Origin of the sequence: Thermodesulfovibrio sp. (assembly GCF_049969575.1) — a bacterium.
GTDB lineage: Bacteria > Nitrospirota > Thermodesulfovibrionia > Thermodesulfovibrionales > Thermodesulfovibrionaceae > Thermodesulfovibrio > Thermodesulfovibrio obliviosus.
Map to the genome: position 1 here is coordinate 1 of NZ_JBMFOO010000002.1, position 12,960 is coordinate 12,960.

A 12,960-nucleotide genomic window follows, 5' to 3' on the forward strand; every position below is an offset into this window, starting at 1 on the left:
ACCTGGCTCAGATATTGTTGTTAAAATAACATCTCCTGATGTATCTCAGGTGTTTAGAAAAAAGGGGAAAGTTCTTGATTTTGTATGGATGAGTGTGGAAAATCTTCAATTTGACAATGTTCCAAATCTTTATATATTAAGAAGCACTAAAGAGTTAAAAGACATTTTGAACGAACAGGAAGCAGTAAAAAATAAAATAGGTTACTCAGCGCTTAAAAACTTTGCACAAATTACTCCAGTTTCAAATGAAAATGAAAAAGAAGAATTGTGGAATGACTTTATTAAATTCAAAGAAAAGTCAAAATTATATAATGTGAAAGCAGATATTGCAAAAAACGAGGAAAACGGACAGACTCATTATTATACTTTAATTCAGTGGCCCTATCAGGCTCCGCCTGGCATATACACTGTTACTGCTTATGAAATAAAAGATGGAAAAGTTATTGATACTGCTCAAGCCCAGATTAACGTAGAAAAAGTTGGAATATTAAAAATGCTTTCAAATATGGCAAAAAATAACTCACTGTTTTATGGAATTGTTTGTATATTAATTGCAATACTGGCTGGTTTTTCAGTAGGTGTACTGTTTAAGAAAGCTGGAAAAGCTCATTAATTTAAGGAGGCAAATTAATGTATAGCAATATTTTAGTAGCCTTTGATGGTTCAGATTTCAGCAAAGCTGCTCTGTTTGAAGCTGTCAGATGGGTAAAAAAGCATGGGGGTCACATAATAATGGTTCATGCAGTATATTTTGACGAAGAAGAATTTATTATAAGTCCTGAACAGAGGGAACAAAGATTAATACTGGGTAAACAGATCTGTTATCAGATGACACAGGAAGTATCAGAGAAATACAACATACAGGCAGAACTTATAATATGTGAAGGAGATGCTCCTGATGTAATTTTACAAGTAGCAGAAGATAAAAAAGCAGATTTAATAATTATGGGAACTTATGGTAAAAAAGGGCTTAAGAAGCTTATTTTAGGTAGCACTACCTATAAAGTTATTGTGGAATCCCCAGTAGATGTAGTGTTAGTAAAAAAGGCTTCTACATCTGATGAATTAAGTTACAGATCAATTCTTGTTGCCTTTGACGAATCTGAATACAGTAAAAAGGCTCTTCAAAGAGCGTGTGAACTTGCAAAAATAGAGAATGCTACAATTTCTGTAATTTATGTAATTCCAAAGTATCAGGAAATGATGGAGTTTTTCAGTACCGAATCTATAAAACATGCTTTAATTGAGGAGGCAAAAAAAATTCTTTCAGAAGCTGAGCAAATTGCTTTAAAATTTAATGTTCCTGTAAAAAAGATTGTTCATGAAGGTTCAATATCGGAAAAAATCGTTCAAATAGCTAATTTAATGCTTTGCGATTTAATCATTATGGGAACATATGGATGGAAAGGTGTTGACAAGGCAATCATGGGTAGCAATGTAGAAAGAGTTATTATTAATTCATCTGTACCTGTAATAATTGTAAAATGAAAGGTTACAGAAAATTATTAATTGCAGTAAATGGTTCAAATGATGTTTTAAAATACGAAATAAAACTGGCAAAAGACGAAGGATGCTGGGTAACTATTTTAAAAATAATTCCACCTTATGATGGAGATTTACATTTAACAGGAATTAAAAATGTTGCTGATATAATAAATAGCAATATAAAGATTTTTTTTAATGAAGTAAAAGATATTGCTGAATCTGAAAGAGCTTTAGTAAAAATAAAAGTACAAGAAGGTGATATTGAGGAAAAAATTCTGGAAGCCGCAGTTGAGGAAAATGTTGATTTAATAATTTTACAGGCAGAAAAACCCAATCCAATCAAAAAGTTATTTGGTAAAGACCTGATAACTAAAATTATAAATCAAGCACCATGTCCTGTTCTCGTTGTAAGATAGATTTCCAGCCAATTATTGCATAAAAAATTGATTATATTAAAAATATCGGCAGAATACCAAGTAATATCACACCTGTTGCACAGACAACAACTGCTATCTCAAGGTCTTTTGAATAAATTGGGGCAGGTGATTTCACGGGCTCTTTCATATACATATACATCACAATTCTCAAATAGTAATAAGCTGAAACAACTGTAAAAAGAACGGCAATCACCACAAGCCATGTAAATCCTGCTTTTACTGCCTGAAGAAAAATATTAAATTTTACTATAAATCCCGCTGTTGGAGGCACTCCTGTAAGTGAAAACATAAATATCAACATTGCCAGGGCAAGGGCAGGATGAAATTTGTGAAGTCCTTTATAATTTTCTATATTTTCTTCATTAAAAGCTACTACCATCGCAAAGGCACCAATGTTCATAAATGTATAAATCAGCATGTAAACAACCACTGCATTAAATCCTGCATATGTTCCAACAATTAACCCAATTGTTATATAACCTGCATGGGCAATGCTGGAGTAGGCAAGCATTCTTTTTATGTTTTTCTGAACAAGAGCAAAAAGATTTCCCACTGCCATTGTAGCAATTGAAAGCACAATAAGAAAGTTGCTCCAGTCAATGTAGTAGCCTTTGAAAATTTCAACTAAAACTCTACCAAAGGCACCAAGAATAGCAACTTTCGGTAAAGTTGATATAAAAGCAGTAACAGGAGTTGGAGCCCCTTCATATACATCTGGTGCCCACATATGAAATGGAACAAGTGCTATTTTAAAACAAAGTCCGATCAGGAAAAGTCCAAGACCTGTATAAGCCAGAGCAACATGATTTGAAAGAGCTTTTATCATAACTGAAAAATCTGTTGTATTTGTTGCTCCATAGAGAAAAGCTATTCCAAAAAGCATAATTGCTGAAGAAAGCCCGCCAAGCATGAAATATTTAACCGCAGCTTCATTTGACCTTGAATCATATTTTCTTATCCCAACGAGAATATATATGCTCAGAGACATAAGTTCAAAAGAAACGAAAAAGCTTATCAGTTCTCTTGCAGATACAAGAAGCATCATGCCAATTGCTGAAAAAAGAACAAGGGCTATACTTTCATTAAGCAAAATAAGTTTTTCTTTTAAATAAGAAGCAAGCACAAGCAGAGAAATTATGGCTCCAAAAATTATTATCAGCTTTAAGTATACTGCGAGGAAATCATTTAAAAACATTTCTCCAAATGCTTCTCCTTCAAAGTATGGAACAACCAGAGCAAGAAACAGTAAAAATATTACAGAGCTCCATATTAAAATTTCATTTCTAATTTTTAATAAACCAACAAGTAAAATTAATGAAGCAAAACCTGTAAGAGCAATTTCAGGAATTAAGGCATCAAAATTTAAAGGAATCTGAGGTATATTCATTTTATCGCCCCCGCTTGAATTACATGATTAATAAGTTCTTTAACTGATTGATCCATAAAGCTTAACAAAGCATTTGGATAGAACCCTATCCATAACACTGCTACCAGAAGGGGAAAAAGTGTGATTATTTCTCTTGCATTTAAATCTCCATAGCCCTGGATGTGATGGAGAAACTCTGGATTTGTTTTTTCAAAGAAAACTCTCTGGTAAAGCCAGAGCATATAAGCTGCACCTATTATTAATGCAGTTGCTGCAAAAACACACATTAATTTCCATGCTTTAAATGCTCCAAGAAGGATCAAAAATTCACCAATAAATCCATTTGTTCCTGGAAGTCCAATTGAAGCAAGAGTAAAGGCCATAAAAAATGCTGAATAAGCAGGCATTACTGTGGCAACTCCTCCATAATGAGCTATCTGACGCGTATGGGTTCTTTGATAAACAATTCCTACGCATAAAAACAAAGCTCCTGTAACAATTCCATGATTGAGCATCTGAAGGATTCCACCTTGAATTCCTTGCTGATTGAGAGCAAAAATTCCAAGTGTTACAAATCCCATGTGACTTACAGAACTGTAAGCAATAAGTCGTTTTAAATCTTTTTGGACAAGACATATTAAAGCACCGTATATTATTGCAATAACTGAAAGAATCATCATAAAAGGCTTCATTGCCAGTGTAGCTTCTGGAAACATTGGAAGATTAAATCTTAAAAAACCGTATGCTCCCATTTTAATAAGAATTCCAGCAAGGATCACGCTTCCTGCAGTAGGTGCTTCTGTATGGGCATCCGGTAGCCATGTATGCACTGGCCACATTGGAACTTTTACTGCAAAGGCTGCAAAAAAAGCCCAGAACAGCCAAAGCTGCATCTTATAAGGATACGGTATTTTCATTAATGTAAGAATATCTGAAGTTCCAGTATGGAAATATAAAACAAGAATTCCAACAAGCATAAGTACACTTCCAACAAAGGTATACAAAAAGAACTTTATTGCTGAGTAAATTCTTCTTGGACCACCCCATACTCCAATAATCAAATACATTGGAATAAGCATTGCTTCCCAGAAAATATAAAAAAGGAAAATATCAAGACTCATGAAAACACCAATCATGGCTGCATGAGTAAGAAGTAAAGCAGCATAAAACTCCTTTATTTTTTTATCAATTTCTTTCCAGGAAACTGTTACACAGAGAATTGTAAGAAGACTGCTGAGAAGAATAAATAAAACACTGATTCCATCAACTCCCAGAGAATACTTGATTCCCCATTGAGGAATCCATAAATGCTCCTCTCTGAATTGCATCGCATGAGTGGTTCTGTTAAATGAGATATACAAAGGAATGCTAAAAATAAACTCAGCAATTGAAATCATAAGTGCTGAAAACTTTATAAGTTCTTCTCTTTCTCTTGGAATTATAGTGAGCAGAGCTGCACCAGCAACAGGAAAGAATATAAGAGTTGAAAGTATTGGAAACTCAAAATTTTTAACCGCAATTGCAAAAAATAAACTAACTCCACCAACAATTATAATAAGCACAAGAGAGATTAAAAGATGTTTTCTTAGTTCCATATTACTGTTATTTTTAAGGGCTAATTCTTCATGCATTTTTTAACCTCGTTTATTCCATGTTTAAAATTTTCCAAGATACAGAATTATTAAAACAAAAACAACCACTCCAGCAATCATAAATATTGCGTATTGCTGAAGCTGTCCTGTTTGAATTGGTCTTATCCATGAACCAAGTCTATAGATAAGATTCGGAATTCCATTGACTATGCCTTCAATGATTTTTATATCTGTAAATCTTTCAATGAATTTATCGGAAATCCATAAGGTTGGTTTTACAAACAGGAAGCTGTAAAGTTCATCAACATAATATTTATTCCACAGGATGTTATATACTCCTTTGAAAGACTCTGTCAGCTTTTTTGGAACATCAGGTTTTAAAATATACATGTACCAGGCAATACCAATTCCCAGCAAACCTGCAATAATTGAAATTGCCATTACGATTTTTTCATATGCATGAGGCACTGCAATCCCTGGCTCGCTAACCAGAGGTTCAAGAAAGTGAGGAACTGAAAAGTATCCAACAATGATTGAGCCAATTGCAAGAACTATCAGAGGAATAGTCATTATTGCAGGTGATTCATGAACATGTCTGAATTCCTCATCAGAACCTCTAAATTTGCCATGAAAAGCCACAAAAACAATTCTAAAAGTATAAAAAGCTGTAAGAGCAGCTGTAATTGTCAAAAGGATCCAGACAAATTTTCCGTAAGGTTTTGCAGAGGCAAAGGCATACCAGAGAATTTCATCTTTACTGAAAAAGCCAGAAAGCCCGGGAATCCCAGAAATAGTTAAAGCAGCAATTAAAAAAGTGATATAGGTAATGGGCATTTTCTTTTTTAATCCACCCATTTTATATATATCAAGCTCACCAGCCATTGCATGCATTACACTTCCTGCTCCAAGAAACAACAGAGCTTTAAAGAAAGCATGGGTATAAAGATGAAAGACACCAGCACCATACGCAGCAACTCCACAGGCAGCAAACATGTATCCAATCTGGCTAATTGTTGAGTAGGCAATAATACGCTTCATATCTCTTTGAACAACTCCTATAGTCGCTGAATAAAAGGCTGTTACAGCGCCTATAATTGCTACAACTGTTAGAGCAGTTTCAGAGAGATTGTATAAAGGACTGAGTCTGCTTACCATAAAAACTCCAGCAGTAACCATTGTGGCAGCATGAATGAGGGCACTCACTGGAGTGGGACCTTCCATTGCATCAGGAAGCCATACATACAGTGGAATCTGGGCTGATTTCCCAATGGCACCGCAGAAAAGAAGTAAGGCAATAAGAGTAATTAAATCAATATTCCATCCAAGTAAATTCACTGCATGACCCTGAAGCCCCGGGATTTTTGAAAAAACTTCATTATAATTCAAAGCATAAACATTGATAAACAGAAGAAATATTCCAAGAGCAAAGCCAAAGTCACCTATTCTGTTAACAATAAATGCTTTTTTGCCTGCATCAGCTGCTGATTTTTTCTCATACCAGAAACCAATTAAAAAGTATGAACACAATCCCACTGCTTCCCATCCAAAGTAAAGCATAACAAGATTATTTCCCATAACAAGCATAAGCATTGAAAACACAAAAAGATTTAAATAGGCAAAATATCTTGGATATCCTGGATCACCATGCATGTATCCAACAGAGTAAACATGAATAAGCCAGCCAACAAAACAGACAACAAAAAGCATTACAGCTGTAAGTTGATCTATAAGATATCCAAAGCTGATTTTTAAATCATCTGAAAGTATCCATGTATATAAATTGTATTCAATGGTTTTACCATGCATTACCTCTGAAATTGCAAAAAGTGAAATAATTAAAGACCCAAGTATTGAAAAAGTCCCCACCCAGCTTACCCATTTTGAGTTTACAAATCTGCCAACTATAATATTAAAAAGAAATCCAACAAGAGGAAAAAGAAGAATCAAAACATAGTATTCTTTCATCTTAACCTCTCATTTTATTAATTTCATCAGAATGATTTATTCCTGTATTTCTCACAACAGCAAGAACAATAGCAAGGCCAATAACAGCCTCACATGCAGCAATAGCTATTGAAAATAAAACAAAAATTTGACCTGTAAGATTTGCATTATAATAACTGAATGAGGCAAAAGCAATATTTACGGCATTAAACATAATTTCAAGGCACATAAGCATTACAATCAAGTCTCTCCTTATGATAAAACCTATCAAACCTATACTGAAAACCGTAGCACTCAGAATTAAATACCAGCTAAGAGGCGTCATCTGCCCTCCCTATCAACAGGAGTCTTTTTTGCAATAATAATTCCACCTATAAGAGCAACAAGTAAAACTAAAGAAAGTATTTCAAATGGCAAAAGATAATAAGAAAATAAAAGTTTACCAAGTAAGGTTGTATTAGACTCAATTAAAACATTTTCATAGGATTTTACATGGCTTAAGAAAATATAAAGACTTATAAAAAATATGATAACTGCAGCTAATCCAGCAGTAGAAAATTTTACAAATCTTTTATGTCGTAGCTCTTCCTTGATATTCATTACCATTATAGCAAAAATAAATAAAGCAAGAACTCCTCCTGCATAAACAATAATTTGAATAACCATTAAAAACTCAGCATTTAAGAAAAGAAATACTGCTGCCACATGAAAAAGAAAAATCAATAAATAAAAAGCACTGTGAATGATATTTTTAGAGGCAATTACAGCGATACTTAAAATACAAAGGCTTACAAAAAAATATATGAAAAAAGCATGCTCAACGGCTGGATTCATCCGATTCCTCCTTCTTTATCTCAATAAACCTTTTAATTGGAATAGGTTTTTGTTCTCTCTTAGTCTTGGGCCATCTTGATGGGTCTATTCCTGGAGGTTGCCAGAACTTATTAAAATAAACATCATGGGGCCATTTACTTGCAAATTCATCCCAATTTTTAAGGAGTTGTTCTTTGTTAAAAATGAGGTTTTTTCTCATATAGTCAGAATATTCAAAATCCTCTGTCAGCACCAGAGCACATACTGGACAGGCTTCAACGCAATAGGCACAAAATATACATCTTGAAGCATCAATAACATAGTCTGTTACAATCATTTTATTTTCTGTTTTTTCTCTTTTAATGTAAATACATCTTGATGGACATACTGTGGTGCATCTCATACAACCAATACATTTTCCATCTCCTGTAAATGGGTCTCTCACAAGAGCATGTCTGCCTCTAAATCCAGGATAAATTTTTCTTCTCTGGAAAGGATATTGAATAGTTACAGGTTTACTGAAAAGCATCCTTAATGTGAGAAAAAGTCCCTTAAATATTTCAATCAGAAAAATCTTATTTATAATTTCTCTCAGTTTCATAGGCATCTCACAAATAATACTTGAAAATTGAAGTAATTACAATGTTAAACAAAGCCAAAGGGATCAAAACCTTCCATCCAATCGCCATTAGCTGGTCATATCTGTATCTTGGTAAAGTGCCTCTCAACCATAAAAACAGAAATATGTGAAAATAGACCTTCAAAAGAAACCACACAATGCCTGGAACAAATTCAAGAACTGGTAAAGCTTTTATTAAAACTGGAGGAATTGTCCATCCTCCCCAGAAGCATATTGTGGCAAGGGCAGACATACAAAACATTGCGAGGTATTCAGCAAGATAAAATAGTGAAAATCTTATTCCAGAGTATTCAACAAAATATCCTGCAACAAGTTCTGTTTCTGCTTCTGGTAAGTCAAAGGGAAGTCTGTTGGTTTCTGCAAGCATAGCAACAACAAAAACAAAGTATCCAATAATCTGCGGAAATAAAAACATTCCATACCAGTATTCACCTTGTTTATTAACTATCTCTGTCAGATTAAAGGACTCTGACATTAAAATAACACCAACAAGACTTAAACCAAGAGCGACTTCATAGCTTATCATCTGCGCTGCTGAACGAAGACTACCTAAGAAAGCATACTTTGAGTTTGATGACCATCCTGAAAAAATTATTCCATATGTTCCAATCCCTGCTATACCAATCACATAAAGTAAACCCACATTTATATCTGCAATAACCCAATTTTTATTAACAGGGATCACAGCAAAGGTGCTCAAAGCTGCAGACAGACTTATGAGAGGCGCTATTCTGAAAATTGCTTTATCTACTTTTATCGGAATAATATCCTCTTTGAATATGAGTTTAACAACATCTGCAATTGGCTGAAGTAGTCCATGGGGACCAACAACCATTGGTCCAAGTCTCAATTGAATATGTCCTATCACCTTTCTCTCTGCATATGTAGCATAGGCAACATGAAGCATAAGAATTCCAAAATAAATTAATGTTTTAAGAGTCGCTACCAGGATAATATAAAGTGTTTCCATTATCTATCACACTCTCCTAAAACTATATCTACTGAACCTATGTTTGCTATAACATCTGCCACCAGGGAGCCTTCACATAATTTTGGTAAAACACCTGCATGAACAAAAGAAGGTGCACGAACTCTCATTCTATAAGGCTTTGAAGAGCTATCACAAACAATGTAAAATCCAAGCTCTCCACGGGGAGCCTCTACCGAGGCATAAACTTCTGTAAATTTTTGAATAAACTCCTGAATTTGTTTGTCTTCAGTGTATATTTCAAAAAGAATATCTTTTTTATCAATCTTAAGAGGAGATTCCGGCATCCTTATTCTTAAAGCATTTTCAGCAAGAATAGGACCTTCTGGAAGTTTTTCAATGCACTGTTTTATGATTTTTGCGGATTGTCTGAACTCAAGCATTCTACAACGATACCTGTCATATATATCACCATTTTTACCAATAGGAACTTCAAAGTCCACTTTATCATAAGCATCATAGGGGAAAAATTTACGAACATCATAGTAAACACCTGAACCTCTAAGAGTTGGACCTGTAAGTCCCCAGTTTATAGCTTCTTCTGCAGTAATTACTCCAACTCCTTTTGTTCTTTTTAACCACACTCTGTTACGGTCAATTAATGTTTCATACTCTTCAACTTTTCCTGGAAATTCCTCTGTAAATTTATAAAGTTTATCAAGAAATTCATTGTCCACATCACATCTTACGCCACCAACTCTTGGATAACTTACAGTCAGTCTTGCACCTGTTACCATTTCAAATAATTCAAGGAGTGATTCTCTGTCACGCATGGCATATAAAAATACTGTCATTGCTCCAATGTCAAGAGCATGGGTAGCAATCCAGACAAGGTGGCTGCATATTCTTGCCATCTCAGACATCATTGTTCTTATAAACTTTGCTCTTTCAGGAACATTAATACCAACAAGTTTTTCAACAGCAATACAAAAACCTACATTGTTTACCATACTTGAAAGATAATCCAGCCTGTCAGTAAGTGGAAGAGACTGAACATAAGTTAAATCTTCAGAGAGTTTTTCAACTCCTCTATGTAAATAACCAATATAGGGAGTACATTTTTTGATTACCTCTCCTTCAAGTTCAAGGACAAGCCGTAAAACTCCATGAGTTGCAGGATGCTGCGGTCCCATATTTACTACAAGTTCTTTTACTGTTTTAACTCTGTTCTGCATTTTCCTTCCAAGCCTTTGCAGCTTCTTTTAATTCTTTATAGACTTCCCATTCTTTATCTCCCAGATCACTTCTTATAGGATAGTCTTTTCTTAGAGGAAATCCATTCCAGTCCTCAGGCATAAGAATTCGTCTAAGGTCTGGATGTCCTGTAAATTGTATGCCAAACATATCAAAACATTCTCTTTCAAACCAGTTTGCAGTTGCCCAGAGATCTGTAACAGAATCTATACAACATCCTTGCTCTGGCACCTGTGCCTTTATTCTTATTCTATGTCCGTGTTTAATGGACATCAGATGATAAACTACATCAAAACGAGGCTCTCTGAAACCAAGATAATCAACTGCTGTAATGTCTATGAGATAGTTAAAATCCAATCCTGGAGTATTTTTTAAGTAAGCAAGGATTTCTTTTATTTTTTCTTTTTCTACTGTAATTGAACATTCATCTCCGAAGCATACAAACCATAAAATATTTTCAGGAAATTGCTTTTTAATCTTTTTCACTATTTCGGCAGGATTCATAACTGCACCTTCTCTGAGATTTATCAATTAAACAAACACCTGAAATGCAACCTCTTTTTTTATAAGGTTCATTTTTTATTTTCTCCTGCAATTTCAATAATCCCTCAATTAAAGCTTCAGGTCTTGGTGGACAGCCTGGAATATAAACATCCACTGGTAGAATTTCATCAACACCCTGAACAGTGCTATAGGTATTAAAAATTCCACCACTGCAAGCACAACTTCCCATTGCAATAACATATCTTGGTTCAGCCATCTGATGATATAGATTAACTATTATTGGTGCCATTTTTTTTGTTACTGTTCCCGCAATAATCATTACATCTGCCTGCCTCGGTGTAGCTCTAAAAATTATTCCGAATCTATCAAGATCATAATGTGATGCACCTGTTGCCATCATTTCTATAGCGCAGCAGGCAAGTCCAAATGTAAGAGGCCAGAGAGAAGAACGCCTACCCCAGCTTGCTATTTTATCCAGTGTTGTGATAATTGTATTAGCTGCTGGAATAACTTTAATGCCTTCCTCTACCTCTACAGGCTCTGTAATTGTGTCAACAACCTGAATCATTCTTTGCTCCAGTTAAAAACTTTTTTACCAATAGCGTAAAAATACCCAATTAAAAGAATAAAAATAAAAAGATACATCTCTATCAATGCATAAAAACCGATTTTTTTATAAACTAATGCCCAGGGATAAAGAAAAATAGTTTCCACATCAAAAATAACAAAAACAAGGGCAACAATATAAAATTTAACATTAAATCTTTCCCATGTATCTTCTATGGAAGGAATTCCACATTCATAAGGAGTGAGTTTCAGGGTATAAGCTCTTTTTGGACGAAGTAAACTGCTAATTAAAAGCATGGACAGTCCAATAACAATTGAAATAATTATCACTATCAGAACAGGTAAATATCTTTGCGTTAAAGCCTCCAAGCCCATTTACCATCCTTCAAAAATAGTATCAAACATTATAACAAAAAATGCTTAAAAAAAAAGAAGGGCTCTCTGCAATGTTCTCACAGAGAGCTGATAAGTTTTATTGACTGTCTTGTTTTGAAATAAACATTTCTTCTTCTTTTAAAAGTCTCTCCCAGTTTTTATCAACCATTTCCTGAATCTCAGCAACCATTTTTTCTCTTCCAGGTTCAAAAAGATGTTTAAATCTTCCCTGTGCTTTAAGGAATTCTAAAACTGGCTTTTTCTCTCTTGGTTTAAAAGTAACTCTTGTAACTCCATTTTCAACTTCATAAAGAGGCCAGAAGCAGGTTTCCACTGCAAGTCTACTTAAAAGTATGGCATCATCTGTTCTTGTTCTCCATCCACGATTACATGGAGTAAAAACATTTATAAATTTTGGTCCTTCAATTTCAAGGGCTTTTCTAACCTTTTTCATTAAATCAGCCCAGTGACTTGGACTGGCTTGGGCAACATATGGAATTCCATGAGCAGCCATAATCCTTGTTAAATCCTTTCTCTGCTGAGGCTTTCCCGGTATAACTGAGCCTGCAGGACATGTAGTAGTATCAGCATATGTTGGTGTTGCGCCAGAGCGCTGAATTCCTGTATTCATGTATGCTTCATTATCATAACATACATAAAGCATGTTATGCCATCGTTCCATTGCTCCTGAAAGACTCTGAAATCCTATATCATAGGTTCCACCATCTCCGCAAATAGCAATAAATTTAATGTCTTTGTCAATCTTTCCCTGTTTTTTTAATGCTCTGTACATTGTTTCAACACCACTAAGAGTGGCTGCAGCATTTTCAAAAGCATTATGTATCCATGGCACCTTCCATGCAGTATATGTAGATATGCAGGATGAGACTTCAAGACATCCTGTAGAAGATGCTACAACAACAGGCCAATCACAGGCTGCAAGAAGAATCATTTTAACCACAGTCGGTGCTGCACATCCTGCACAAAGACGATGTCCTGCTGTGAATCTTAATTCATGTTTTGAAAGTTCTTTTAAATTTAATGGTGTAGCCATT

The 12,960-nt window shown here is 34.6% G+C and carries 15 protein-coding genes; 3 read left to right on the top strand and 12 right to left on the bottom strand.

The annotated features are described in order from the left end of the window. The 3 genes from ACP5O9_RS00705 to ACP5O9_RS00715 all read left to right on the top strand — a co-directional run. The coding region (locus ACP5O9_RS00705; protein ID WP_428723245.1) for a TIGR02186 family protein at positions 1-613 on the top strand (613 nt) is incomplete at its 5' end. A 17-nt stretch (positions 614-630) separates the two neighbouring features. Next, complete coding sequence (locus tag ACP5O9_RS00710) at positions 631-1,488, top strand: universal stress protein (protein WP_428723246.1); 858 nt, start codon at positions 631-633, stop codon at positions 1,486-1,488. Further along, on the top strand, positions 1,485-1,901 hold the full coding sequence (locus ACP5O9_RS00715; RefSeq protein WP_428723247.1) for a universal stress protein: 417 nt from the start codon (positions 1,485-1,487) through the stop codon (positions 1,899-1,901). Before ACP5O9_RS00710 ends, ACP5O9_RS00715 begins: the two co-directional genes overlap by 4 nt. Positions 1,902-1,932: 31 nt before the next feature. On the opposite strand, the gene ACP5O9_RS00720 is transcribed toward ACP5O9_RS00715, so the two are convergent. The 12 genes from ACP5O9_RS00720 to ACP5O9_RS00775 form a co-directional block, all read right to left on the bottom strand. After that, the gene (locus ACP5O9_RS00720) at positions 1,933-3,309 is read right to left on the bottom strand and encodes an NADH-quinone oxidoreductase subunit N (protein WP_424904717.1); all 1,377 of its coding nucleotides are present in this window, start codon (positions 3,307-3,309) and stop codon (positions 1,933-1,935) included. Continuing rightward, positions 3,306-4,919: an NADH-quinone oxidoreductase subunit M gene (locus ACP5O9_RS00725; RefSeq protein WP_353686905.1), complete on the bottom strand. Its 1,614-nt coding sequence runs from the start codon at positions 4,917-4,919 to the stop codon at positions 3,306-3,308. The genes ACP5O9_RS00720 and ACP5O9_RS00725 overlap by 4 nt, the downstream gene beginning before the upstream one ends. A 24-nt stretch (positions 4,920-4,943) precedes the next feature. Further along, positions 4,944-6,845 carry an NADH-quinone oxidoreductase subunit L gene (gene nuoL / locus ACP5O9_RS00730; RefSeq protein WP_428723248.1) on the bottom strand — a complete coding sequence of 634 codons (1,902 nt, stop codon included), beginning with the start codon at positions 6,843-6,845 and terminating at the stop codon, positions 4,944-4,946. 1 nt (position 6,846) lies between these two features. Next, a complete protein-coding gene (gene nuoK / locus ACP5O9_RS00735; RefSeq protein WP_353686903.1) occupies positions 6,847-7,149 on the bottom strand; it encodes an NADH-quinone oxidoreductase subunit NuoK in 303 nt (100 codons plus the stop codon). Next, the gene (locus ACP5O9_RS00740) at positions 7,146-7,658 is read right to left on the bottom strand and encodes an NADH-quinone oxidoreductase subunit J family protein (protein WP_428723249.1); all 513 of its coding nucleotides are present in this window, start codon (positions 7,656-7,658) and stop codon (positions 7,146-7,148) included. Before ACP5O9_RS00740 ends, nuoK begins: the two co-directional genes overlap by 4 nt. Beyond that, positions 7,642-8,238, bottom strand: a complete 597-nt coding sequence (locus tag ACP5O9_RS00745) for a NuoI/complex I 23 kDa subunit family protein (protein ID WP_353686901.1) — start codon at positions 8,236-8,238, stop codon at positions 7,642-7,644. Before ACP5O9_RS00745 ends, ACP5O9_RS00740 begins: the two co-directional genes overlap by 17 nt. A gap of 7 nt (positions 8,239-8,245) precedes the next feature. Further along, a complete protein-coding gene (gene nuoH / locus ACP5O9_RS00750) occupies positions 8,246-9,247 on the bottom strand; it encodes an NADH-quinone oxidoreductase subunit NuoH (RefSeq protein WP_428723250.1) in 1,002 nt (333 codons plus the stop codon). Beyond that, positions 9,247-10,440, bottom strand: a complete 1,194-nt coding sequence (gene nuoD, locus ACP5O9_RS00755) for an NADH dehydrogenase (quinone) subunit D (protein ID WP_424904712.1) — start codon at positions 10,438-10,440, stop codon at positions 9,247-9,249. Before nuoD ends, nuoH begins: the two co-directional genes overlap by 1 nt. Continuing rightward, complete coding sequence (locus tag ACP5O9_RS00760) at positions 10,424-10,963, bottom strand: NADH-quinone oxidoreductase subunit C (protein WP_353686898.1); 540 nt, start codon at positions 10,961-10,963, stop codon at positions 10,424-10,426. The genes nuoD and ACP5O9_RS00760 overlap by 17 nt, the downstream gene beginning before the upstream one ends. Continuing rightward, positions 10,932-11,531: an NADH-quinone oxidoreductase subunit B gene (locus ACP5O9_RS00765; RefSeq protein WP_428723251.1), complete on the bottom strand. Its 600-nt coding sequence runs from the start codon at positions 11,529-11,531 to the stop codon at positions 10,932-10,934. The genes ACP5O9_RS00760 and ACP5O9_RS00765 overlap by 32 nt, the downstream gene beginning before the upstream one ends. Beyond that, on the bottom strand, positions 11,528-11,905 hold the full coding sequence (locus ACP5O9_RS00770) for an NADH-quinone oxidoreductase subunit A (protein ID WP_428723252.1): 378 nt from the start codon (positions 11,903-11,905) through the stop codon (positions 11,528-11,530). Before ACP5O9_RS00770 ends, ACP5O9_RS00765 begins: the two co-directional genes overlap by 4 nt. A 97-nt stretch (positions 11,906-12,002) precedes the next feature. Continuing rightward, the gene (locus ACP5O9_RS00775; RefSeq protein WP_424904708.1) at positions 12,003-12,959 is read right to left on the bottom strand and encodes a thiamine pyrophosphate-dependent enzyme; all 957 of its coding nucleotides are present in this window, start codon (positions 12,957-12,959) and stop codon (positions 12,003-12,005) included. Between the last annotated feature and the right edge of the window lies 1 nt (position 12,960).

What these genes read in the sequence shown, in the direction of transcription:
- ACP5O9_RS00765 (WP_428723251.1), bottom strand. Translation starts at nt 11,531, where the DNA reads ATGATTCAGGTTGTTGACACAATTACAGAGCCTGTAGAGGTAGAGGAA.
- nuoK (WP_353686903.1), bottom strand. Translation starts at nt 7,149, where the DNA reads ATGACGCCTCTTAGCTGGTATTTAATTCTGAGTGCTACGGTTTTCAGT.
- nuoH (WP_428723250.1), bottom strand. Translation starts at nt 9,247, where the DNA reads ATGGAAACACTTTATATTATCCTGGTAGCGACTCTTAAAACATTAATT.
- ACP5O9_RS00710 (WP_428723246.1), top strand. Translation starts at nt 631, where the DNA reads ATGTATAGCAATATTTTAGTAGCCTTTGATGGTTCAGATTTCAGCAAA.
- ACP5O9_RS00770 (WP_428723252.1), bottom strand. Translation starts at nt 11,905, where the DNA reads ATGGGCTTGGAGGCTTTAACGCAAAGATATTTACCTGTTCTGATAGTG.
- ACP5O9_RS00760 (WP_353686898.1), bottom strand. Translation starts at nt 10,963, where the DNA reads ATGAATCCTGCCGAAATAGTGAAAAAGATTAAAAAGCAATTTCCTGAA.
- ACP5O9_RS00775 (WP_424904708.1), bottom strand. Translation starts at nt 12,959, where the DNA reads ATGGCTACACCATTAAATTTAAAAGAACTTTCAAAACATGAATTAAGA.
- ACP5O9_RS00725 (WP_353686905.1), bottom strand. Translation starts at nt 4,919, where the DNA reads ATGCATGAAGAATTAGCCCTTAAAAATAACAGTAATATGGAACTAAGA.
- ACP5O9_RS00740 (WP_428723249.1), bottom strand. Translation starts at nt 7,658, where the DNA reads ATGAATCCAGCCGTTGAGCATGCTTTTTTCATATATTTTTTTGTAAGC.
- ACP5O9_RS00715 (WP_428723247.1), top strand. Translation starts at nt 1,485, where the DNA reads ATGAAAGGTTACAGAAAATTATTAATTGCAGTAAATGGTTCAAATGAT.
- nuoD (WP_424904712.1), bottom strand. Translation starts at nt 10,440, where the DNA reads ATGCAGAACAGAGTTAAAACAGTAAAAGAACTTGTAGTAAATATGGGA.
- ACP5O9_RS00720 (WP_424904717.1), bottom strand. Translation starts at nt 3,309, where the DNA reads ATGAATATACCTCAGATTCCTTTAAATTTTGATGCCTTAATTCCTGAA.
- nuoL (WP_428723248.1), bottom strand. Translation starts at nt 6,845, where the DNA reads ATGAAAGAATACTATGTTTTGATTCTTCTTTTTCCTCTTGTTGGATTT.
- ACP5O9_RS00745 (WP_353686901.1), bottom strand. Translation starts at nt 8,238, where the DNA reads ATGAAACTGAGAGAAATTATAAATAAGATTTTTCTGATTGAAATATTT.